The sequence below is a fragment of the Bacillus sp. NMCN1 genome (assembly GCF_002998085.1).
Classification (GTDB): domain Bacteria; phylum Bacillota; class Bacilli; order Bacillales; family Bacillaceae; genus Bacillus.
The window spans coordinates 126,825-148,311 of sequence record NZ_PVQL01000001.1; the positions used below are offsets into that span (position 1 = coordinate 126,825).

The window sequence follows — 21,487 nt, forward strand, 5'->3', positions numbered from 1 at the left end:
AAAAAGAACCCCGATAGAAGGGGTTCTTTTTGATTAGCTTGAAAGCTGAGTCGGTTCAGGTACATCTTGTCCAGTCATCACGCGATGTCCTTTTTCAGGGTCATATTGCCCTTCCCATTTAGACATCACAACAGCTGCAAGTGCATTTCCTGTTAAGTTAACAACTGTTCGCGCCATATCCATGATACGATCCACACCTGCAATAAATGCAAGACCCTCAGCAGGTACACCAATCGTTCCTAATGTGGCGAGTAATACAACAAAGGAAGTACCAGGAACGGCAGCCATTCCTTTAGATGTCACCATCAGCACAAGAACAAGTGTGAGCTGCTGGACGATCGTAAGGTCAATGCCGTATACCTGTGCAAGGAAAAGCGCAGCGATCGCTTGATACAAGACAGAGCCGTCCAGGTTAAACGTATAACCGATTGGGATAACGAAAGAAACAATTCCCTTTGGACATCCGATGCGCTCCATTTTATCCATAACTCTTGGTAAAACTGTTTCAGAGCTGGATGTACTAAAGGCAAGAAGCATTTCGTCTTTCATGTAAGCAAGAAATCTGAAAATATTGACGCCAATCATCTTTCCAATAATTCCGAATACAACGATAAGGAAGAGAGCGAGCGCAAAATAAACAAGACCTACAAGCTTACCTAATGAAATAAGAGATTCAAGACCAAATTTTGATACAGTCACACCAATGAGTGCGAAGACACCAAATGGTGCAGCTTTCATCACAACATTGACGACATGGAACATGGCGTGTGATACACCTTCGAAGAAGGCGAGCACTGGTTTGCCGCGTTCACCAATGGCTGAAACGCCAAGAGCAAATAACACAGTGAAGAAAATAATCGCAAGCAAATCACCTTCTGCCAATGATTGGAAGAAGTTCGTTGGAACGATATGAAGGAACGTATCAGCAACTGATTTGCTGCTTTGCTCTTTTTCCGTTTCAACATACTGGCTAATATCTTGTTTTTCCGTATTTCCAAAGTCAACGCCTGCACCAGGTTGAACAAAGTTTGCAAGCACAAGACCAAGAATAATCGCAAATGTTGTGATAATTTCAAAATAAAGAATAGTTCTAAAACCAAGTTTCCCTACTTTTTTACCATCACCGGCACCTGCAACACCTAAAATTAAGCTAGATACGACAATTGGTATAACAATCATCTTAATGAGTCTTAAGAAGAAGTCTCCAATTGGTTTTAAATAAGTCTCAACGCCTGGGTTACCGAAAAAGATTGCCCCGACAACGACACCGAGAATAAGACCGATTAGGATTTGTGTAGCTAATCCAAATTTTAATTTTTTCATAGATTTCCTCCCTAACATATTCATTAAAGGAATATTCCCATCATATTAAGTTTTAATATATGAATTAAAGTATAACTAAAATTAAATAGATTCGTCCACGATTAAATTATATTAAGAAAATACAAAATTATTTGAAAAAATGAACATTTAGAACCTCCTTTATTGATTCAAGTCAATAAAAAGTGCCTTCAGAACTAAAACTCATCATATGAAAATACTAAAAAAACCTTTTAGGACAAGGGTTTTACCTTTTTACCTATTTTTCAGAAAAAATAAAAAGCACTTTTGACTCCAACTGACGATGGAGGAAAAAAGTGCTTTTTAATTCAATTTTTTACCTTATTTAAGATAACTTACTTGTGAGCATTCCTCACATTCATTACCGTAACACTCGTGTTGTTCCATTAAATCATTTCCACATTTTGTGCATTTCTTTGAGGGCAAATTTCTAAAAAACTCAGTGATTTTTCCTAGCATTTGTCATCCTCCAATACGTTTTGTTGTTATCATTGTATTATAACAGATTGATAATTGTCAATCTGTTTTGTAACAATAGGCGGAAAGAATGCTTTTTTCATGAAAAATGGGTATATTGTAAGAAGGGGATTTTTAGAAAAGGAGGGAAAAATGATGATGAAATTAACTGTCATTGGATGCTACGGAGGGTTTCCGGCCGCTGGTGAAGCGACGTCAGGGTACCTTTTTGAATCAGATGGCTTTCGCCTGCTTGTAGACTGCGGGAGCGGTGTTCTTTCCAAACTGCAGCAATACATTGATATAGAAGAACTAGATGCTGTTCTCCTTTCTCATTATCACCACGATCATATTGCAGATATCGGACCACTCCAATATGCGAAGCTAGTGGGATATCATTTAGGAAAAAGCAACGGTCCGCTTCGGATCTATGGACATACGGGTAATCATGAAGCATTTGGGCGGCTTGCGGATGGTGTACATACTAAGGCAGAGGCTTATCAGCCAGAAGAGGGAATTCAAATTGGGCCATTTCAAATTGATTTTTTGAAAACGGTTCATCCGGCAGAATGCTATGCTATGAAAATTCAGGCAGGGGGTGCTGTGGTGGTGTATACAGCAGACTCAAGTTATCAGGACGCATTTATTCCATTTAGCAAGGATGCGGATTTACTGATTGCTGAAAGCAATTTTTACGCTGGACAGGACGGATTGGGTGCAGGACATATGAACAGTACAGAGGTGGGCAAGCTTGCAAAGGAAGCAAATGTTGGGGAGCTCATCATCACCCATCTGCCCCATTTTGGTCGTCATAAAGACCTAGTCAATGAAGCACAGGCGTTATATACTGGCAATATACACCTTGCCCATTCAGGGCTTAGATGGAACAAGGAAGGAAGATAGAAATGCTGTTTATCGATAACGAACAACATTATGATCCAATGATTAATTTAGCAATTGAAGAGTATTGCTTAAAATATTTAGATCCAGAAGAAACGTATTTGCTGTTCTATATTAACCAGCCGTCGATTATCATTGGAAAGAACCAAAATACAATAGAAGAAATCAATACGAAGTATGTGGAAGACAACGGCATCAAAGTTGTACGCCGACTGTCCGGTGGTGGCGCAGTTTACCATGACAAAGGAAACTTAAACTTCAGCTTTATCACAAAAGATGACGGGGACAGCTTCCATAATTTTAAAAAGTTCACGGAGCCAGTCATCAAAGCGCTTGAAAAGCTAGGCGTCAAAGCTGAATTAAGCGGCAGAAATGACATCATGGCAGATGGTCGGAAAATTTCTGGAAATGCCCAGTTCGCTACAAGAGGACGTATTTTTAGCCATGGCACGCTTTTATTTGATTCAGAAATTGAACATGTCGTTTCGGCTTTAAATGTGAAAAAAGAAAAGATTGAATCAAAAGGCATTAAATCTATTAGAAGCAGGGTTGCCAATATTAGTGAATTGATGGATCAAAAGATGACAACAGAAGAATTTAGAAAAATTCTTTTAAGCTACATTTTCGATACGAATGGGGATGTCCCTCAATATCAGTTGACTGAGAAGGATTGGGAAAAGATTCACGAGATTTCTCGGGATCGATATCAAAAGTGGGAATGGAACTACGGCCGTTCACCGAAATTTAATTTACAGCATTCTAAAAGATTCTCAGCAGGCTCCATTGATCTTCGATTAGAAGTGAAAAAAGGCAGCATCCAAGACTGCAAAATCTTTGGTGATTTCTTTGGTGTAGGGGATATTGCTGATATTGAAAAAAGACTCATTGGGCAGCAATATGATCGCAAAACGATCAGTGACGTTTTAGAAGATATGGACATGCGCCACTATTTCGGCAATGTATCAAAAGAGGATTTTCTTGATTTGATTTATTAAGAGGGAAAAGCACGGCTAGAGATAGCGGTGCTTTTTTGATTGTAAGAAATGAAAGCGATTCATATTTGATCTTGTGGATTTTTTCGATTGTCTATTATAATAGAAAGGAGGAATGTTTGGCCATAAAATGAATGGTTATTCATTCATTGAAGACATGTAAGGGGTGGGAGAATGGATTTGATCAAAAATCTAGAGCAGACGGCGATGAAGAAGGGAGAAAATATCGCACTGATCTTTGAAGGAAAAAAGTGGACCTATCGAGAGCTAATGACAAGTATCGAGCGATTTGCAGATGGAATAGTGAGCGAAGGATTTCAAGCTGGTGATCATATCGCGCTTATTTTAGGAAATTCACCGCATTTTGTCATTTCTTTTTTTGGTGCCTTAAAGGCAGGGCTTATCGTAGTACCAGTCAATCCAACATACACGCCTAGTGAAATTGGCTATATGCTGATTACAGGTGATGTAAAAGGCATTGTTGCCCCTGAACAACTGCTGCCAGTATACGAGCAGGTGTACGAACAGCTTCCGTCTATTGAACGGGTGATTATTTGTGCAGAAAATGAATCTGCATGCAGATCAAGTTTTAAGGAAGTATCTGATCGTCTTGTCTTCTTTGGAAAGCTTGTGTCTGGTCATGCGAAAGAGAACGTGCATCCTTCTATTCATCAGGACGATACGGCAGTGATTCTATTTACATCTGGCACGACAGGTAAACCAAAAGGTGCGATGCTGACTCATTTCAACCTTTATTCAAATGCCAGAGACGTCGCTGAGTACCTATCCATTGATAAAAAGGACAAGGTCATTGCCGCATTGCCGATGTTCCACGTATTTTGTTTAACGGTTTGTATGAATGCACCATTGATTCATGGCGCGACCATTTATGTCCTTCCGCATTTCAGCCCATCAGAGCTTTTGCGTATGATGGAAAAAGAGAAGCCAACGTTATTTGTTGGAGTTCCCACTATGTATAACTATTTGTACCGCCAGGAAGGACACGAGGAAGCGATGTCCTCAGTGAGGATTTGTATATCAGGCGGTGCCTCAATGCCTGTCGCCTTACTTCACGGTTTTGAGAAAAAATTTGGTGTCACGGTGCTGGAGGGCTATGGATTATCAGAGGCTTCCCCAGTGACTGCATTCAATCCTCTTGATGGAAAAAGAAAACCCGGTTCAGTTGGGACCGACATTATGAATGTGAAGAATAAGATCGTGAATGAACTGGGAGAAGAAGTCGGTCCAAATGAAGTCGGAGAGCTGATAGCAAAAGGACCAAACATTATGAAAGGCTATTATCAAATGCCAGAAGATACTGAAGCTGCACTAAGAGGCGGCTGGCTGTACACCGGTGATTTAGCGAGAAGAGATGAAGAAGGATACATTTATATTGTTGATCGGAAAAAGGATATGATTCTCGTTGGCGGTTATAATGTGTATCCAAGAGAAGTAGAAGAAGTGCTTTATCAACATGAAGCTGTAGCAGAAGCCGTCGTCATCGGTGTGCCAGATCCGAACACCGGAGAGGCTGTCGTCTGTTACATTTCCCCTAAGAAACATGCTCACATCAATCACGAAGACATCATCACACATTGTTCACGCTTTTTAGCGAAATATAAGCAGCCCCAAACGATCCATTTCATAGATAATATTCCAAAGAACACAACAGGTAAAATTTTAAGAAGAGCACTAAAGGAAAAGTATCAAGCAGAGGAAAGTAAATAAAAAAGGGAGTCTCTTATGAGGAGACTCCCTCAGCGTGTAGACAAACCCTCGCATTCACGTCTGAAAAAGTTTTCTATCACGCTGAAAAGAAGACAAAGGGCTAAAATAAAAATCATTTTAGCCCTTTTGAATCGCTTCTTTTAACTGTTTCTGAAAAGAATTAGACTGTTTTTGATTCAGTTCATAATAAGTCCCACTTACTAAAAAAACGACCTGTGAACGGCTCGTCCAGAGCTGAAAGGTGGTGCCATTTGTTCGGCCGTACATCACCTTGGCGATATAATCTGGTTCCTTTAAATTTTTCTTGAGATGATTACTTGTTTGCTTGCCTTTGTTTAATTCTTCTATTAAATCTTCTGCTGTGTCCTTATCATCTATTTCATAAGAAATGGACTCGTTTGCAGGTGAAAGCAGCAATTTTTCTGCTCGATTCTCATCAAAGATTTCGCTCGTCCGGCTGAACACATAAAAGAAGGTAATAAGTAAAAGTCCAAAGATCACAACTCCTGCAAGGATTTTCTTCATTTTGATCCTCCAACTCTCTGTTTTATATGTAGCATCTCCGATTTTCAAGTAGCATAATCATTTTTTTCGCGAAAGCTTTTTCAGATGGGGCATGCTATGATGGAGCCACATGAGACATGTTCTAAACAAAAAAATGAATGATTAGAATAGAGAGAGGGAAGGAAAGGAGGCTGACCTGTGCGAGTACGTAAATGGGTAGCTCTTGCAACGGTAGCATACATATTGTACGGTCTTTTTATTTATTCTTATTTGTTTCTATTTGGGGATTCATCGGTTCCTGAAAGTGTAAAAGGAACAAGTGCAGATCCGCATACCTTTATGACAAGCCATGAGCTTGTCATCAGTGAGAATTTCTCAAACATACGTAATTTGCTGTATTTCATGACAATTCCATTAGATTGGTATGTCTTTTTTCTTCTGCTCATTTCAGGGTTTTCACGAAAATTAGCAGACTGGAGCCTGGCAGCAGCTCGCTTCACATTTTTAAGCAAACTTGTATATGTGTTTGTGCTGTCGCTTTTGACAATGCTGATTTCATTGCCCATTAAGTGGATTGGCTATCAGCTGTCTTTGCACTACGGAGTATCTGCTCAAAGTACGGCAAGCTGGTTTAAAGATCAAATACTGGATTTTTGGATTCAATATCCACTTCTTGCCCTATGTGCAATTGTATTCCTTTGGCTCATTCAAAAAAGAAGAAAACGCTGGTGGCTTTATGCCTGGTGTTTGACAGTTCCATTCACGCTGTTCCTTTTCTTTATACAGCCGGTCGTCATTGATCCGTTATATAACAATTTTTATCCACTGAAGGATCAAGCGCTTGAGAACAAGATCTTAACGCTTGCAGACAAAGTAAATATCCCGGCAGATCATGTATATGAGGTCAATATGTCTGAGAAAACGAATACAATGAATGCTTATGTCACAGGGATAGGTGAAAATAAGCGAATTGTGTTATGGGATACGACACTGCAAAAGCTGAAAGATCGCGAAATTTTATTTATCATGGCACATGAAATGGGACATTACGTCATGAAGCATGTCTATATAGGATTAGCAGGATATCTAGTGCTGTCGCTTGCCGGTTTTTTTGCAATCGACCGTCTTTATTTTTATTTTTATCAAAAGGGAGCAGTCCCATTTCGGCTGAAGGTGCCACATGACATCGCTGCTCTTCCGCTTCTTCTCATTATTGTATCGATGCTGTCATTTGCAGCTTCACCTTTTACAAATGCAGTTTCAAGGCATCAAGAACGAGCAGCTGACGAATATGCGGTAAACCTGACAAAAGACGGGGAAGCAGGAGTGACCTCTTTTCAAAAGCTTGCAAAATCAGGGCTGTCTCAAGTGAATCCACCATTTTTAGTGAAGGTATTCCGCTACGGGCACCCAACCATGATGGAGAGAATCATGGACATGGAAAAAGCAGCGGAAAAAGAGGAAACATCGAGGAAGCAATGAATAAAAAAATCCGGCTGAATCAGCCGGATTTTTTGACGCTTGTTTAGTTAGAAGCCGCTTGAACGTTGATTAACCCTTTTCCGTAATAGAAGGAGTTACCAAGCGGTGTTGCCGTGTTTTCTAAGCGCTGGCGAACCTGTGAATTTGATAGATTCGGGTTCTTAGAAAGAATAAGCGCTGCTGCTCCTGCTACATGAGGAGACGCCATAGAAGTTCCAGTATAAGATGTGTATCCACTGCTTGGTACTGTACTTAAAATAGAAGTACCAGGTGCAGAAACATCTAATTCAGGACCTGCGCTGGAAGACGAGTTTCTCACGTTGCTGCTGTTTACATTGGCAACGGCAATGGTAGAATCATATTTTGCTGGATAGCCAACTGTACTTGTAGAGCCAGTGGAACCTGAGTTACCTGCGGCCGCCACAACAACGACTCCGCGGTTATTTGCTGTATCAACGGCATTTTTAAGCGCTGTTGAACCGTTTGGTCCGCCTAAACTCATATTGATGACATCCATATTATTGGCTACTGCCCATTCGATACCGCTAATGATCCAGCTATATTGTCCGTCGCCATTTCGGTCTAATACTTTAACAGCATATAGGGAAGCACTTGGAGCGACCCCAAGAACACCAATTGTGTTATCAAGGGCTGCAATGGTTCCGGCTACGTGAGTTCCATGTGATTGAAAGTCTTGGGTGGCATTTGGCTCTGAAGGGACGAAGCTGGCACCGCCTGCAACATTTAAGTCAGGATGTGCAGCGTGGATGCCAGTATCAAGGACAGCTACTTTGACATTAGCGCCTTTATAACCTTGAGCGTGTACAGCTGGAGCTTTGATTTGAGGGATTCCATAAGGGACGGTTTGTGCATATGCTTCTGCTTTGTGGTCTTCTTCTACGTAAGCAATGCTAGGGTCATGTTCAAGTTTTTTTGCGGCTTGTTCGGACATCTTCACTTGTGCGGCATTAATGAGACGATATTGCTTTTCAAGTTTTCCGCCATTTTGAGTGACCGCTTGTTTCTTAGAACTGTTTGTGGAGGCAGAGGCTTTAAAGCCAACAATATAGCTCTTTTCACTATCTGACTTTGAGACCGTCTCGGCATTTGCCATGGAGCCTCCAAACCCTGCTGAAAACAGAAGAGGGACAGCCAATAAAACACTTGTCATCACATTTTTCTTTTTCACTCACAATCCACATCCCTTTTTTCTTATTTCAGAATAGTCATTCGTAGTCTATAAGAATGATTTGTTTGACTATTCTGTATATTCAGTTTAAGGGAAGTAGGCAAATAAGAGTAGACCCGAATTTTTGTGAAAGTCCTAGCGGAAATTGGGGAATTAAGTCACTTGGAAATGATGGAAAAATATGTTTGTTCTACTATTTCAGCGGTTATCTGTTAAAAAGGAAGTGTGCTTTTTTTCTTATGATCCATTTTCGGATAAATATTCGATACCCGAAAAGCCTTAAAATAGGTAGAAACGTCTAGGATCTATTTCGAATTTCGATATAAAAAAATATTATTTTATCATTTTTTTGTCATTTAAAAAGAACCTGTTAACATAACAGGTTCTTTAAGTAGGGGAGGATTGAGTTAAATGGCTGACCACGTTGTAATCAAGGACCTTCCATTCACCATCTTTCCATTCCACATAATTTAAGCAAGCATTGACAAGTCTCGTGTTCTCAAGACCTAGATGTTCATCCGCTAAGGTGGTGAGTAAAGCATGGATAGCAGCACCGTGCGCCACGATCAGGACTTGTTGATTTGGATAGGCTGTTCTGACTTTCTCAATGCCTTCTATCATTCGATCTTGAATCGCCTCAAGCGGCTCCATATTTGGATACTGTTTATCTGGAAACAGCTGTTGGCGCTCCTCAAACGACATGCCTTCAGCGTCGCCATAATCACGTTCAATGAAATCATCCATGATGACAAGAGGCGCATCTACATGTTTTAAAATCAAGTGAGCCGTTTCTTTTGCCCTTGTGAGTGGACTGGAAATGACAACATCCCAAGGAACATCCTTTAAATAAAGTCCCGTTTGTTCAGCCTGCCATTTACCAGTGTCATTTAAAGGGATATCTGTTCGTCCTTGAATTCGTTTCGCTGCATTCCAATCTGTTTCCCCGTGTCTGACTAGGCAAATTGTTGTCAAGCAAATCCCGCCTTTTCTATCTTTTCTTCTATTATACTAAAGCAGAAGAAAAAAGACTGGATCAGCGATTTGTGAGACTTGTTAAGGATTCGACTGAGCTGGCAACTTGGGACACCGTTTGTTTGACTTCCTTCAATTCGTTAAGGAAGGTTTGAAGGTCTATTTCAATTTTTCCATTTTGGTTTTTGCTTAAGTTCATGCTGCTGACGATATCATCGAAGAGCGAATTGATTTGAGTCATTTTTTCTTTACTGTCTGTCACGAGTAAATTGACGTCCCCAATGTGCTGAGACACAATGGAGATTTGTGAATTGGTATTGTTGACGAGTTCAGACACGGTTGAAACCGTTTTCTTTGTGTCCTCTGATAATTTACGAACCTCGTTTGCGACGACAGCAAAGCCTTTTCCGTGTTCACCTGCTCGTGCAGATTCGATTGAGGCATTTAAAGATAACAAATTCGTCTGCTCTGCAATGCCGGTGACAATACCAAAGATTTGTTCAATTTGTTTGGCGATTTCTTCTAAGCGCTTAATTTCTGTTTCAATCTTTGTCATGCTGCCATCAATTTGGTTCATTTGTGTTTGTTGAATTTCTAATTCTTTTTTACCGCCGATCGATTTTTCCTCGACCTGTGCAGAAATTTGCGTTCCAGCTTGCGCCATGTCCGCCATCTCATCAGATTTTGATACAAGCTTGTCCACTGCATTTGTTGTGTTTGAGAAGAGAGAAGCAAGCGAATTTGATGTTTCTGTGATTTTTGTATGAAGCTCCTGCTGCTGTTCTTCTGCTTCATCACGAATTTTAGAATATTCATTTTGGAATGTATCCAGGACAAGCTGCTGCTCTAAATTTAAGATTTTCGTCGTCGCTTTGACTGCTGTCTGATATTCTTTGAAATCTTGGATATGCTGAGCAAATAAATCCATAATTGATAGCAGAAGATCCTGGAATGCTGCCATATACCACTTAGGCTGGAGACCAATCCGTAAATGAACTTGCGCAATTTTAATTCGTTTTGCCACATAGGCTTCATCAACCACACCTGCAAACATTTCACTAATATGTATGCGGAGTGTTTTTTTCAAACGATCGACAGAACTATTGTCTTGAATGATATGCATCAAGGAAGATTCGACTTCTAAATTTTTATAAAATTTATCAACGATACGTGCAATATCCTCCTGAACAATTGGATTGAGCTGTTTTAGAATAAATAGGTCATGCTGCGTCAGGTCTATCATTTTGATTTGTTTCGCGATATCCGTATTGTCCAGAAAGTTGATACGTTTTATTACATCATCCTGCTGTGTGAAAAAAGCAGTGTTTTTTCTTTTCGTCTCTTTTTTAAATAACAATGTTTTGGTCCCCCCATAATCATCACAAAATATCAGACTTTATATTATTTATCGGATAATATTGGATTTTTTAAAGGGAATCAGTAAAATTTTACTGTTCTTTATAAGACCTTTTTAGTGGTTTCTTTGCTGGGCCTTCTACTACCTCGCCAGTAATGGAAAAACGTGAACCGTGACATGGGCAATCCCAAGTGCGGTCGCTATTATTCCAAGCGACTTCACAGCCTAGGTGAGTACACGTTGTATCCACAAGAAAGATATTCCCGTCCTCTGATTTAAAGGCGCCGCATTTTTTATGTTCATACGATACAATGCCGCCTTCACCAGGCTTTAAATCCTCAATTGTTTGATCGGTTCGTTTTAATTTACCACTGATCAGCTTGGCAGCGACATTGCTGTTTTCTTTAACGAAATCTTTGACGAAAGAGTCAGAAATAGGTCTTGATGGCGTAAAAATTGATTCGTATGGATTCGATTTTCCCTCAATTAAATCACCGATAAGAGTGGCTGCGACATGGCTTGTCGTCATGCCCCATTTTCTAAAACCGGTCGCAACGAAGATATTTTGGTGGTGTTTGGTCAGGTGGCCAATGTAAGGGATTTGATCCATTGTGACCATATCGTGTGTCGACCAGCGATACAGCACCTCTTCAATTCCAAGGGTGGCGTCTCCAAACCTTTCTAGTCCTTCATAGTGAGCAGATTCATCCCCGCCTTGTCCAGTTTTATGGCCTTCTCCTCCGATGAGAACCACTTCCTCACCATGCAGTTCTGCCGTTCTTAAAGAATGAGCAGGCTGGTCAATCCCTAAATACATCCCGTCTGGGAGCGGCTTCGTTGTTTTGGCTGCTACCACATAAGATTGCTCTGGGTGAATTCGCGTGAAATAAAGTCCTTTCCCATCATAAAAAGGAAAGTGCGAACAGGAAATGATATAGCGCCCTGTCAGGTGATGGCCGTCTTTTGTGACGACAGCAGGGCGGTTTCCTTCTTTCACGTCAACAGCAGTTGTCTGTTCATAAATACGTACACCTCTCTCTAGGAGCTGGTCAATTAGTGCATTTAAATAATGAAGGGGATGAAACTGTGCCTGCTGCGTCATTGCAAGGGCGGCCTTGATGCCATCATCAAAAGGAAGCCCTGTTTTCCATTCCCGGTCAATCCCAAGCTGTTTGTAGGCATCTAATTCCTTTTTTAATCTTTTTACACCGCTTTCTTCCTTTGTATAAAGGTACGCATCTTTGACTTCTAGCTGACAATCAATGTTGTACTCTTTGACACGGGCTTGAATCAGCTCTTTTGCTTTTTCATTTGCTTCTACATACAAACGAGCTTTGGGCATGCCAATTTGCTGAATCAGCTCATGGTAGTACACATCGTGCTGTGAGGTGATCTTAGCTGTCGTATGTCCGGTCGTACCTTGCAACAATTGATCAGCATCAATGAGGATGACATCCAGCCCGCGCTCTGTCATTTCAAACGCAGTAGTGATACCGGTAATACCGCCGCCAACAATGATGACATCTGCTGTGAGATCCTCATGTACAGCAGAAAAAGAATGCTTTTGGCTTTCTGCTAGCCATAATGATTTTGCCTGTTCCAATCCTTTATGTTCTTGCTCCATATTGTCTTCCTCCCAGTTAGTGACTTGTTGTGTATAATTTTTCCACGATGAAGAAAATCATACATTCGCAAGGAAACTAGTTAGACATACATAAAAAAATAGCCAACACATAAAAATAAACAAGATAAAAGGAAGGAGTGGACAGACGTGTCAACAAAGCAGCCGAAGAAAACATTGCCGCCTCAGCATCAAAATGAACGACCAGGTCTTGAATATAAAATGAACCCTAGACCTGTTTTTGATCGAGAGGTGCCGGATAAAAAGTTAGCAGGGAAAACAGCCATTGTGACAGGTGGAGACAGCGGGATCGGAAGAGCAGTCTCGGTCTTGTTTGCGAAGGAAGGAGCCAATGTCGCCATTGTTTACTTGAGTGAACACCGCGATGCAGAGGAAACGAAGGACTATATTGAAAAGGCGGGAGGCCGCGTCATTTTAATTGCAGGTGATTTAGGAGATGAGGCGTTTTCAAACGAGGTCGTCAAAAAAACGAAAGATGCTTTCGGTTCCATTGATATTTTGGTGAACAACGCCGGGGAACAGCATCCGCAAAAAAGCATTGAACAGATTACCTCACATCAGCTTCTTCGAACATTTCAAACGAATATTTTTTCCATGTTTTATTTAACAAAAGCTGTACTTCCTCATTTAAAGAAAGGAAGCAGTATCATTAATACTACATCTGTCACAGCCTATAAAGGGCATGAAACCTTGATCGACTATTCATCTACAAAAGGGGCAATCGTGACATTTACGAGATCATTATCTTTATCGCTCATTAAACAGGGGATCAGAGTGAATGGGGTAGCCCCAGGGCCCATTTGGACACCGCTCATTCCATCGACCTTTACGGAAAAGGAAGTCTCTGAATTTGGCGGAGATGTTCCAATGGAACGTCCTGGTGAGCCAGTAGAGCTTGCGCCGAGCTATGTATTTTTAGCGAGCGAAGACTCCTCTTATATGAATGGACAAATCCTGCATGTAAATGGCGGAACCATTTTAAATGGATAAACAAAAAACTTGCGGTAAAGAGACGAGTTGCTGTCTCTTTGCCGCAAGTAAAATCATCATGATTGATGTAAGCAGTGTTCTGCATATTGAGCTGACAGGTCGTTGAATCGCTTTTCATCACGCTGATCCAGTGCCTTATCAATCTCTTCTCTAAGGAAGGTTAAGCGCTGTTTATAAAGCGCCTCATCTAAAACCATTTGAATATAGATGTCTAAAATAGTGACGCCGTTTTCTTCGGTTTTTTGGGTGTTGCGGGACTTCATGAGCTCAGCATACGTTTTTTTCTCTTTCATAAAGAATCCCCCCGATGCCTTTTTTATAGTATATGGATTGGCAGAGAAAAAATCAACAAGAATTTATAATTTTTAGACAATTTATTTTTGAGCGAAATCGACACCTCTTGTCCGATCGACAGGATGTGATATATCTTTAAAAAGGGCTTTTCGATAGATCGAATGGACTAAAAAATACGATAAAAAGATGATTTTTAATAAATTTTGAAAAAATCCTGTCGTTTCTTATATGTTGGTGATAGATTAATAGTATCTAAAATAACCAAAAATTAACACAGGAGGAAATGAAGTGTCAGGAATTAGTGAAACACCTTTAGATTCATACGTCATTAATCAAACAACAATGGCGATCCTTCCGGTTGAAGAAGGAAAAAGAGTATATTCAAAAGTCATAGAAAGAGAGACAAGCTTTTACGTTGAATTAAAGCCCTTGCAAATTATTGAACGCAGCTGCAGATTCTTCGGCTCAAGCTATGCGGGCAGAAAAGCGGGAACATATGAAGTAACAGGAATTTCTCACAAGCCTCCAATTGTGATTGACTCATCCAATCATCTGTATTTCTTCCCAACCTATTCATCCAACCGTCCTCAGTGCGGCTGGATCTCCCACAAATACATTCATACCTTCCAGGAATCATCCCTCGGAGACACGGTGGTCATCTTTACAAATGAGCAAACCGTCAAACTTGATGTCTCATATAAATCATTTGAGAGTCAGGTGCACAGAACAGCGTATCTCCGAACGAAATTTCAAGATCGCCTTGATGGAGGTCTTCCTAAAAAACAAGAATTTATGCTGTATCCAAAGGAACAACAGCTCAACCTTGTATACGATTTTATATTAAGGGAGCTTCGGAACAGATATTAACTAAAACCAGCGGCAGGACAGCCGCTGGACTCCTTCATGAACATGAATTCATTGAAACCAAATCCATATATCCAATCGTCTATTGAGTGTATCGGTAGACTGTCAACCCAATGACAGGGAAATGTGGATCCTTAGACGTATTTTTATCCATTTACTCATAAATCACAGAAGTGACACGAGCTGTCTGTTACAATAAAAGAAATCATTTCTTGCAAAGTGTTCGTATGTGGTAAGGATACTCCTATTTTGACCGATATGAACGAATGGGAATAAGAAATGGAGGCTCTGTATGAAAAAACAATCGCATTTGATGCTGCTATTCACTTTAACAGTGACATTACTAGCAGCCTGTCAGCAAGCAGGTCAATCGCCTTCAAAAGAAGACACAAAAGAAGCGGCGTATGAACAATGGGTTCAGCGTTATATGGATGAGTTAAATGAAGCTTATGAAAACATGACCGACCAATTTATTTCAGATGGACATGGAAAGATCCAAGTAAATAAAAAATTGAAAAAAGCGACGAAAGCCTTTGATCGTGTGATTCAAAAGGGGCTTGCTCATCAAGAAGTTCCAGCCGCTTATCAAAAGGCGGATCAACAATTAAAGACAGGTCTTGCTTCATTTGAAAAAGGAGTCGATAAAGTGGAGCAGCTATTAAAGCGCCCTGATCAAGAAAAGCTGTTTATATCCGCTACCCATCATCTGCAAGATGGATTGCAGCAGACAGCTGCATTTATTGAAGAAGTAGGCCGCATTCAGCAATCAACGTAAAAAAGCTTGGAAGACGGACTTCCAGGCTTTTTTACATATAAAGATTTGCTTTAAGCGGCGGATACCACTTGAATCATGTTTTCGTCCGTACAGGCGAAGCCTAGCAGTAATCCCTTTCGATTGCTTTCAAATCAATAAGGACTTAATGGATAAATGCCGGCGCCCGCAGCTTTGGCCGCCTGTCTCATACTGTTTATCTCAGGTTTCAGTCGGAAACAAACGTGAGATGCCCATCTTTCTCTTTTTTGATCAATTCGTTTAAAATAAAGGCAAGAGAGGGGAAGATGACATGGAAAAAGTGCAGCTAGACGGCGCATCGTGCAGGTCGCAAGAAGAGCTTCATGACCAACTAAAAACAGTTTTACACCTTCCTGACTATTACGGGAAAAACCTTGATGCCCTTTGGGACTGTTTAACAGGAGAAGTGAATCTTCCTGTAGAGCTGACATGGGTGAATTTTGAAACGAGCAAACACGCTCTTGGCGAGTATGCAGAAAGCTTAAGGCAGTTATTTCAAGAAGCAGAACAGGAATTGAAGGGACAATTTCAAGTGAATATTCAATAATTGGGGAAAAAGCAGCTGATACCATAGGCTGTTTTTTTATGTGCTTCGGTCCTTTCTCATTCCGGTATTGAATATTTTACTAGATGTGATAATATATGAATTGTCGCTTAATTGATAATGATAATCATTTGTAGCGGAGAGCTTGATAGAAAGTGAGAAACCTGTATGAAGTTGTATCAATTGAGTTTGTTATTTGTGTGTTTGGCAATTGCATCGCTGTTTGTTGGTGTACAGGACCTTTCCATATTACAGCTGTTTCATCTAACGGATGTTCAGATGCATACTTTGTTTTCAAGTCGCATCCCACGATTGATGAGTATTGTGCTTGCCGGCATGAGCCTTAGTTTATGCGGATTCATCATGCAAAGCATGACGAGAAATAAATTTGTTTCACCGACCACTGCAGGAACGATGGATTGGGCCAAGCTTGGTATTTTAGTCGCCATGCTCGTTTTTACACATGCGAGCCCGCTCATGAAAATGGGGATCGCGTTTCTATTTACTTTAGCTGGTAATCTCCTATTCTTAAAAATTCTGCGTCATATTAAGGTGAACGATACGATCTATGTACCGTTAGTTGGCTTAATGTTCGGCGGGATCGTCAGTTCGATCTCAACGTTTATCGCCTATAAATATGACCTGATCCAAAACGTATCCGCATGGCTTCAAGGGGATTTTTCGCTTATTGTTCAGGGACGTTATGAAATGCTCTATGTCAGTGTTCCACTTTTGATCATCGCGTATTTATATGCTGACCGCTTTACAGTGGCTGGTATGGGCGAGAGCTTTGCCATCAACTTAGGGTTAACGTATAAACGTGTGATGGCGGTTGGTTTGGTGATTGTTTCCATGATGACTTCTGTCACGATTTTGACTGTCGGAATGCTGCCATTTCTAGGCTTAATCATTCCGAATATTGTATCGATCTACCGCGGCGATCACTTGAAAAAAAGCCTCCCGCATACAGCCTTACTAGGGGCCATTTTTGTTCTTATTTGTGATGTGCTCGGAAGGGTGATCATATATCCATATGAAATTTCAGTTGGGCTCATGGTCGGCATCATCGGAAGTGCGATCTTCCTGTACATGTTATTAAGGAGGAAACGCTATGCGTAAAAAACATACATTATTCCTCATTGCAGCCATTGCAGCTGTGCTTGTCGTCATCTTCATTACCTTTCAAATGGGGTACTGGCAATACACAGTGCCGAGCCGTTTAAAAAAGGTGCTTGCGATGACATTAACGGGAGGGGCTATTGCGTTTTCATCTGTTGTGTTCCAAACCTTAACGAATAACCGAATCTTAACACCAAGCATCTTAGGGTTAGACGCACTGTACTTGTTCTTGCAAACAGCGATTATTTATCTGTTTGGATCGACCAATTTCATGATCGTCAATAAAAACCTGAATTTTTTCCTTTGCGTTGGTCTGATGATTCTTTTTTCCGTGCTGCTTTATACGGTGATGTTTAAACGCAAAAACAAGCACATTTTCTTACTTCTACTTGTTGGGATTGTATTTGGTACATTGTTCAAAAGCCTTTCCTCCTTTATGGAAATGCTGATTGATCCGAATGAATATCAGGTCGTACAGGATAAATCCTTTGCAAGCTTTAACCATATGAACACAGATATCTTACTCGTTGCCTCTGTGTTATTTTTGGCGCTTTGTCTTTATATTTGGACATTCCGCTCTAAATTAGATGTGATGTCGTTAGGAAAGGAACATGCTGTGAATCTTGGGATTGACTATGACGGTATCACGAAAAAGATGCTGATTGTAATCGCCGTCCTTGTTTCCATTGCGACTGCCCTCGTCGGACCGATTACGTTCCTCGGCTTACTCGTCGTGAACGTGGCGAGAGAGCTATTTCGTACATACCAGCATTCCTATTTGCTATTAGGCTCTTTTTTCATCGGTGTCATTGCCCTTGTAGGCGGGGAGTTTCTTGTCGAAAAGGTATTTACCTTTCAAACGCCGCTGAGTGTTTTGATTGATTTAGTTGGCGGATTGTATTTTATTTACTTACTTTTAAAGGAGAGTCGTTCATGGTCGTGATGAAGGGAGTCAGTAAGACATATAACGGAAAAACAGTGCTTCACGACACAACTGTCAGTATGAAAAAAGGACAGCTGACCTCTCTCATTGGTCCAAATGGTGCGGGGAAAAGTACACTTTTATCCATCATGAGCCGCCTGATTCAGCCAGACACAGGTGCAGCTTATTTAGAAGACAAGCCGTATAGCGCGTATCCACCACAGGAGCTTGCGAAAAAGATGAGTATTTTAAAGCAGTCCAATCATATGAGTGTACGCCTGACCGTCCGGGAGCTTGTCAGCTTTGGTCGCTTTCCTTACTCACAGGGCCATCTGACAAAAGAGGATGAGAAGATGATCGATGTGTCCCTCCAATACATGAGGCTTGCCGATATCCAGCATCAATATGTAGATGAACTGAGCGGCGGACAAAGGCAAAGAGCCTTTATTGCGATGGTGCTGGCGCAGGATACAGATTATATTTTCCTAGATGAGCCTTTAAACAATTTGGACATGAATCATTCTGTTGAGATGATGAAGCTGTTTAAGCAGCTCGTCCATGATCTCGGGAAAACGATTGTTGTGGTTCTCCATGATATTAATTTTGCATCTGTGTATTCCGATCATATCGTCGCCTTAAAAGATGGACAGGTGATCAAAGAAGGCGGAGTAGAAGAAGTGATTCAAACAGATGCACTTGAACAAATTTATGACATGCGCATACCGATTGAAGTCATTCGCGGTGAGCGTATTTGCTTATATTTTTCTTAAAAAAATGAAGAGGTGATCAAGTATGAAAAAATGGATTTGGATGATGACTGTATTAACAGCGATTGTTGTACTCGCTGCCTGCGGGAACCAAGGAAAAACAGAAGGAACAAAAGAGGAAACCGTCACGGTAAAAGACATGCTGAATAAAGATGGCGTGAAGATCAAGAAAAACCCGAAAAAAGTTGTCGTGTTTGATATGGGAAGTCTTGATACGTTAGACAAGCTAGGTGTAAATGTGACAGCATTACCAAAACAAGTGGTCCCAAAATATCTATCCAAATATGAGGATGACAAATATGAGAATGTCGGCGGTTTAAAAGAGCCGAACTTCGAAAAAATTGCAGAGATTAAGCCCGATTTGATTATTATTCAGTCTCGTCAATCAGATGCATTCGATGAATTTTCTAAACTTGCTCCTACGATTTTGATGGATGTAGACACTGCCAACTATATGGAATCATTTAAAAAGAATGCCACGACGTTAGGGGAAATTTTTGATAAGGAAGACGAAGTCAAAAAAGAACTAGCAGCCATTGATCAAAAAGTAGATGCATTAAAGAAACAGGCAAAAGAGTTGAAACAGAATGGTTTAATGATCATGGCCAACGACAGTAAAATGACAGCCTTTGGTGCTAAGTCAAGATACGGACTCATCCATGATGTGTTTGGTATCACGCCGGCAGATCAAAAGCTTGAGCCATCTGACAAACACGGACAAAGCATTTCGTATGAGTACATGGTCAAAACGAATCCGGATTACTTATTTGTCATTGATCGAGGCGCAGCGATCGGAGAAGAAACTTCTGCGAAACAGCTTGTTGAAAATGATTATGTGAAATCGGTCAAAGCGATTAAAAACAAACACGTGGTGTATTTGAACTCTGATATGTGGTATTTATCTGGCGGTGGTCTTGAATCATTAACTGCCATGATTGATGAAGTGAAACAAGGAATTGAACAAAAATAATGGATGAAAAGCTGCTCGTCTTGAGCGGCTTTTTTTAATTGTGGATTCATAAAAATATGTTGCGTGCAGGAAACTTCCATTAAAATATGTTATAGTGGAACCTACATTGATAGACTAATATAGAGTGAGGGTTCGGAAAGGATGAAGGAGAAAACAAGATCAAAAAGAAGGCTGAGACCTTGGGTGAAAGCCGTGCTGTTTATCATGGCATTTGTCATGGTGATGGCAATATCCGTGACAGGATACGCCTATTATAAAATTTCAAAAGCGTCGAATAAGGCGCAAGTGTCATTAGAAAGAGGAGACACCTCGCAAAAGCGTGTGAAAGCTTTTGATCCAGGGAAGGATAGCTTTTCGGTCCTGCTGCTTGGAATTGACAGTCGTCCAGGTGAAACGGTAGACGAAGCAAGAAGTGATGCGGTCTTACTGGCGGCGGTGAACCGAACAGAGAAAACCATCAAGCTCCTCAGTATTCCTCGTGATTCTTATGTAGATATTCCGGGAAGAGGATATGATAAAATCGCCCACGCCCATGCGTTTGGGAGTGCAGATTTGTCAGTCAAAACGGTCGAAAACCTGTTGAATATTCCGGTAGACTATGTGATTTCAGGGAACTTTAAGGCGTTTCAAGACATTGTAGACGAGCTAAATGGAATTGACGTAACGATTGAAGATGAAGGCATCGCCAAACAAATGGAAAAGGATTCAAAAGGTAAAGTTCATGTGCAAACAGGCACACATACACTGAATGGCGAAGAAGCATTAGCCTTTGTAAGAACGAGAAAGGCAGATAGTGACCTCATGCGCGGAAAGCGCCAAATGGAAGCACTTCAAGCCATCTTTGAAAAATCTAAATCTATTTCTTCGATCCCGTCATATGACAACATCATTGATACACTTGGTGATAATGTTTCAACCAATCTGTCCATGAAGCAGTTTATCGGTCTTTTCCCGTTATTGAGCTCATTGAAATCAGTGGATACCATTCAGCTGAAGGGCCATGATTATCAGCCTGGGAATGTGTATTACTTTGAGTTAGATGGAGCTGGATTAGAAGAAGTGAGAACAGAGCTGAGAGAACAGCTTGAATTATCATAAACAAGAAGGAGCCTGCCGCTGTGGCAGGCTTTTTGCTTTGAATGGGTAAGCGCGACAATTAAGCAAATTCAGTTCGCTTGATGAAGAAAAAACTGAGTCAGCAGTTCCTCTACCCGGTGGCGTATACGTGGATTAAAGTATTTATGCTTTTCTTCATAGCCATCCATGATAAATAAATACGTTGTAAATCCTTCATCGTGTTCAATTTGCTGTACCTTCATTTTTTCTTTGCGTAAACGCTGCTTCAGTTCATAAAGTGCTTTCTGTGCTTCCTTTAAGGCAGAGGTCACAAGCTGAATGTATGGTTCATTTAGTTTAAATGTTTGATGTTGTTTTAAGTGAGTCAAATCACGATTGAGGATGGAGATGACCATTGGAAGAAAGATGGCCTGTTCCATCATCTGAAGCTGTATTCTTGATAGTCTCGTCATATCCAAGCCTGCTTTCTTTATATATAGAACGCATGTTCCTGTTTATTATATCGAATGAGTCAAACAATCTCAAGGGGGGGATTCATTTGTATATTTTTATGTTTTCCATGTAAAATGAAAAGTAGACAAACC

Annotated in this window: 22 protein-coding genes and 1 pseudogene; 13 read left to right on the top strand and 10 right to left on the bottom strand. The window is 40.7% G+C overall.

Annotation, left to right across the window (positions count from 1 at the left end; translation table 11 throughout):
- Positions 1-33: 33 nt before the first annotated feature.
- Together gltT and yhfH are read right to left on the bottom strand one after the other, a co-directional pair.
- Positions 34-1,323, bottom strand: a complete 1,290-nt coding sequence (gltT, locus tag C6W21_RS00735) for a glutamate/proton symporter GltT (RefSeq protein WP_003211494.1) — start codon at positions 1,321-1,323, stop codon at positions 34-36.
- Between the two features lie 339 nt (positions 1,324-1,662).
- Complete coding sequence (gene yhfH, locus C6W21_RS00740; protein ID WP_008359029.1) at positions 1,663-1,800, bottom strand: protein YhfH; 138 nt, start codon at positions 1,798-1,800, stop codon at positions 1,663-1,665.
- Between the two features lie 156 nt (positions 1,801-1,956).
- Here yhfH and C6W21_RS00745 point away from each other — a divergent pair, with 156 nt between their 5' ends.
- The 3 genes from C6W21_RS00745 to C6W21_RS00755 all read left to right on the top strand — a co-directional run bounded on the left by C6W21_RS00745 (position 1,957) and on the right by C6W21_RS00755 (position 5,417).
- Entirely contained in the window at positions 1,957-2,700 is a 744-nt protein-coding gene (locus tag C6W21_RS00745) for an MBL fold metallo-hydrolase (protein ID WP_189318161.1), read from the top strand.
- 2 nt (positions 2,701-2,702) lie between these two features.
- Positions 2,703-3,692, top strand: coding sequence for a lipoate--protein ligase (gene lplA, locus C6W21_RS00750; protein WP_106048927.1), 990 nt, complete (start codon positions 2,703-2,705; stop codon positions 3,690-3,692).
- A gap of 171 nt (positions 3,693-3,863) precedes the next feature.
- Complete coding sequence (locus C6W21_RS00755) at positions 3,864-5,417, top strand: fatty acid--CoA ligase family protein (protein WP_106048928.1); 1,554 nt, start codon at positions 3,864-3,866, stop codon at positions 5,415-5,417.
- A gap of 117 nt (positions 5,418-5,534) precedes the next feature.
- Here C6W21_RS00755 and C6W21_RS00760 read toward each other — a convergent pair whose 3' ends face one another.
- On the bottom strand, positions 5,535-5,942 hold the full coding sequence (locus C6W21_RS00760) for a YhfM domain-containing protein (protein ID WP_106048929.1): 408 nt from the start codon (positions 5,940-5,942) through the stop codon (positions 5,535-5,537).
- Positions 5,943-6,119: 177 nt separating this feature from the next.
- On the opposite strand from C6W21_RS00760, the gene C6W21_RS00765 reads away from it, so the two are divergent.
- Positions 6,120-7,403 carry a M48 family metallopeptidase gene (locus tag C6W21_RS00765; RefSeq protein ID WP_106048930.1) on the top strand — a complete coding sequence of 428 codons (1,284 nt, stop codon included), beginning with the start codon at positions 6,120-6,122 and terminating at the stop codon, positions 7,401-7,403.
- A 43-nt stretch (positions 7,404-7,446) separates the two neighbouring features.
- On the opposite strand, the gene C6W21_RS00770 is transcribed toward C6W21_RS00765, so the two are convergent.
- The 5 genes and pseudogenes from C6W21_RS00770 to C6W21_RS00785 all read right to left on the bottom strand — a co-directional run bounded on the left by C6W21_RS00770 (position 7,447) and on the right by C6W21_RS00785 (position 12,545).
- Positions 7,447-8,592, bottom strand: coding sequence for a serine alkaline protease SapB (locus C6W21_RS00770; protein WP_106048931.1), 1,146 nt, complete (start codon positions 8,590-8,592; stop codon positions 7,447-7,449).
- 387 nt (positions 8,593-8,979) lie between these two features.
- Complete coding sequence (locus C6W21_RS00775) at positions 8,980-9,564, bottom strand: histidine phosphatase family protein (protein WP_106048932.1); 585 nt, start codon at positions 9,562-9,564, stop codon at positions 8,980-8,982.
- 61 nt (positions 9,565-9,625) lie between these two features.
- On the bottom strand, positions 9,626-10,237 hold the full coding sequence (locus C6W21_RS19415; protein WP_411266020.1) for a methyl-accepting chemotaxis protein: 612 nt from the start codon (positions 10,235-10,237) through the stop codon (positions 9,626-9,628).
- A gap of 144 nt (positions 10,238-10,381) precedes the next feature.
- Positions 10,382-10,921, bottom strand: a pseudogene (locus tag C6W21_RS19420) (protoglobin family protein); the annotation flags it as partial.
- Positions 10,922-11,012: 91 nt separating this feature from the next.
- Positions 11,013-12,545: an FAD-dependent oxidoreductase gene (locus C6W21_RS00785; protein WP_106048934.1), complete on the bottom strand. Its 1,533-nt coding sequence runs from the start codon at positions 12,543-12,545 to the stop codon at positions 11,013-11,015.
- Between the two features lie 147 nt (positions 12,546-12,692).
- Here C6W21_RS00785 and C6W21_RS00790 point away from each other — a divergent pair, with 147 nt between their 5' ends.
- Positions 12,693-13,553, top strand: a complete 861-nt coding sequence (locus C6W21_RS00790) for an SDR family oxidoreductase (protein ID WP_106048935.1) — start codon at positions 12,693-12,695, stop codon at positions 13,551-13,553.
- Positions 13,554-13,609: 56 nt separating this feature from the next.
- Here the strand turns inward: C6W21_RS00790 and C6W21_RS00795 are convergent, their stop codons facing one another.
- Positions 13,610-13,846 (bottom strand): IDEAL domain-containing protein, encoded by a 237-nt coding sequence (locus C6W21_RS00795; protein ID WP_008348804.1) that lies wholly within the window; start codon positions 13,844-13,846, stop codon positions 13,610-13,612.
- A gap of 289 nt (positions 13,847-14,135) precedes the next feature.
- On the opposite strand from C6W21_RS00795, the gene C6W21_RS00800 reads away from it, so the two are divergent.
- The 8 genes from C6W21_RS00800 to C6W21_RS00835 all read left to right on the top strand — a co-directional run bounded on the left by C6W21_RS00800 (position 14,136) and on the right by C6W21_RS00835 (position 20,924).
- Entirely contained in the window at positions 14,136-14,714 is a 579-nt protein-coding gene (locus tag C6W21_RS00800; RefSeq protein ID WP_003212419.1) for a competence protein ComK, read from the top strand.
- Positions 14,715-15,003: 289 nt separating this feature from the next.
- Positions 15,004-15,486, top strand: coding sequence for a hypothetical protein (locus C6W21_RS00805; RefSeq protein WP_106048936.1), 483 nt, complete (start codon positions 15,004-15,006; stop codon positions 15,484-15,486).
- A gap of 289 nt (positions 15,487-15,775) precedes the next feature.
- Positions 15,776-16,051, top strand: coding sequence for a barstar family protein (locus C6W21_RS00810; RefSeq protein WP_106048937.1), 276 nt, complete (start codon positions 15,776-15,778; stop codon positions 16,049-16,051).
- 165 nt (positions 16,052-16,216) lie between these two features.
- A complete protein-coding gene (locus tag C6W21_RS00815; RefSeq protein ID WP_106048938.1) occupies positions 16,217-17,167 on the top strand; it encodes an ABC transporter permease in 951 nt (316 codons plus the stop codon).
- Entirely contained in the window at positions 17,160-18,110 is a 951-nt protein-coding gene (locus C6W21_RS00820) for an iron chelate uptake ABC transporter family permease subunit (RefSeq protein ID WP_106048939.1), read from the top strand. The genes C6W21_RS00815 and C6W21_RS00820 overlap by 8 nt, the downstream gene beginning before the upstream one ends.
- Entirely contained in the window at positions 18,101-18,859 is a 759-nt protein-coding gene (locus tag C6W21_RS00825; RefSeq protein WP_106048940.1) for an iron ABC transporter ATP-binding protein, read from the top strand. Before C6W21_RS00820 ends, C6W21_RS00825 begins: the two co-directional genes overlap by 10 nt.
- Positions 18,860-18,881: 22 nt before the next feature.
- Positions 18,882-19,826 (top strand): siderophore ABC transporter substrate-binding protein, encoded by a 945-nt coding sequence (locus C6W21_RS00830; protein WP_106048941.1) that lies wholly within the window; start codon positions 18,882-18,884, stop codon positions 19,824-19,826.
- 141 nt (positions 19,827-19,967) lie between these two features.
- Positions 19,968-20,924 (top strand): LCP family protein, encoded by a 957-nt coding sequence (locus tag C6W21_RS00835; protein WP_106048942.1) that lies wholly within the window; start codon positions 19,968-19,970, stop codon positions 20,922-20,924.
- A 68-nt stretch (positions 20,925-20,992) separates the two neighbouring features.
- Here C6W21_RS00835 and C6W21_RS00840 read toward each other — a convergent pair whose 3' ends face one another.
- On the bottom strand, positions 20,993-21,355 hold the full coding sequence (locus C6W21_RS00840) for a YhjD family protein (protein ID WP_106048943.1): 363 nt from the start codon (positions 21,353-21,355) through the stop codon (positions 20,993-20,995).
- Between the last annotated feature and the right edge of the window lie 132 nt (positions 21,356-21,487).

Bases quoted from the DNA above. Each gene is read 5' to 3' on its own strand.
- gltT (WP_003211494.1), bottom strand. From the start codon at position 1,323: ATGAAAAAATTAAAATTTGGATTAGCTACACAAATCCTAATCGGTCTT.
- yhfH (WP_008359029.1), bottom strand. From the start codon at position 1,800: ATGCTAGGAAAAATCACTGAGTTTTTTAGAAATTTGCCCTCAAAGAAA.
- C6W21_RS00745 (WP_189318161.1), top strand. From the start codon at position 1,957: ATGAAATTAACTGTCATTGGATGCTACGGAGGGTTTCCGGCCGCTGGT.
- lplA (WP_106048927.1), top strand. From the start codon at position 2,703: ATGCTGTTTATCGATAACGAACAACATTATGATCCAATGATTAATTTA.
- C6W21_RS00755 (WP_106048928.1), top strand. From the start codon at position 3,864: ATGGATTTGATCAAAAATCTAGAGCAGACGGCGATGAAGAAGGGAGAA.
- C6W21_RS00760 (WP_106048929.1), bottom strand. From the start codon at position 5,942: ATGAAGAAAATCCTTGCAGGAGTTGTGATCTTTGGACTTTTACTTATT.
- C6W21_RS19415 (WP_411266020.1), bottom strand. From the start codon at position 10,237: ATGGCGGACATGGCGCAAGCTGGAACGCAAATTTCTGCACAGGTCGAG.
- C6W21_RS00785 (WP_106048934.1), bottom strand. From the start codon at position 12,545: ATGGAGCAAGAACATAAAGGATTGGAACAGGCAAAATCATTATGGCTA.
- C6W21_RS00795 (WP_008348804.1), bottom strand. From the start codon at position 13,846: ATGAAAGAGAAAAAAACGTATGCTGAGCTCATGAAGTCCCGCAACACC.
- C6W21_RS00805 (WP_106048936.1), top strand. From the start codon at position 15,004: ATGAAAAAACAATCGCATTTGATGCTGCTATTCACTTTAACAGTGACA.
- C6W21_RS00810 (WP_106048937.1), top strand. From the start codon at position 15,776: ATGGAAAAAGTGCAGCTAGACGGCGCATCGTGCAGGTCGCAAGAAGAG.
- C6W21_RS00815 (WP_106048938.1), top strand. From the start codon at position 16,217: ATGAAGTTGTATCAATTGAGTTTGTTATTTGTGTGTTTGGCAATTGCA.
- C6W21_RS00820 (WP_106048939.1), top strand. From the start codon at position 17,160: ATGCGTAAAAAACATACATTATTCCTCATTGCAGCCATTGCAGCTGTG.
- C6W21_RS00825 (WP_106048940.1), top strand. From the start codon at position 18,101: ATGGTCGTGATGAAGGGAGTCAGTAAGACATATAACGGAAAAACAGTG.
- C6W21_RS00830 (WP_106048941.1), top strand. From the start codon at position 18,882: ATGAAAAAATGGATTTGGATGATGACTGTATTAACAGCGATTGTTGTA.
- C6W21_RS00835 (WP_106048942.1), top strand. From the start codon at position 19,968: ATGAAGGAGAAAACAAGATCAAAAAGAAGGCTGAGACCTTGGGTGAAA.
- C6W21_RS00840 (WP_106048943.1), bottom strand. From the start codon at position 21,355: ATGACGAGACTATCAAGAATACAGCTTCAGATGATGGAACAGGCCATC.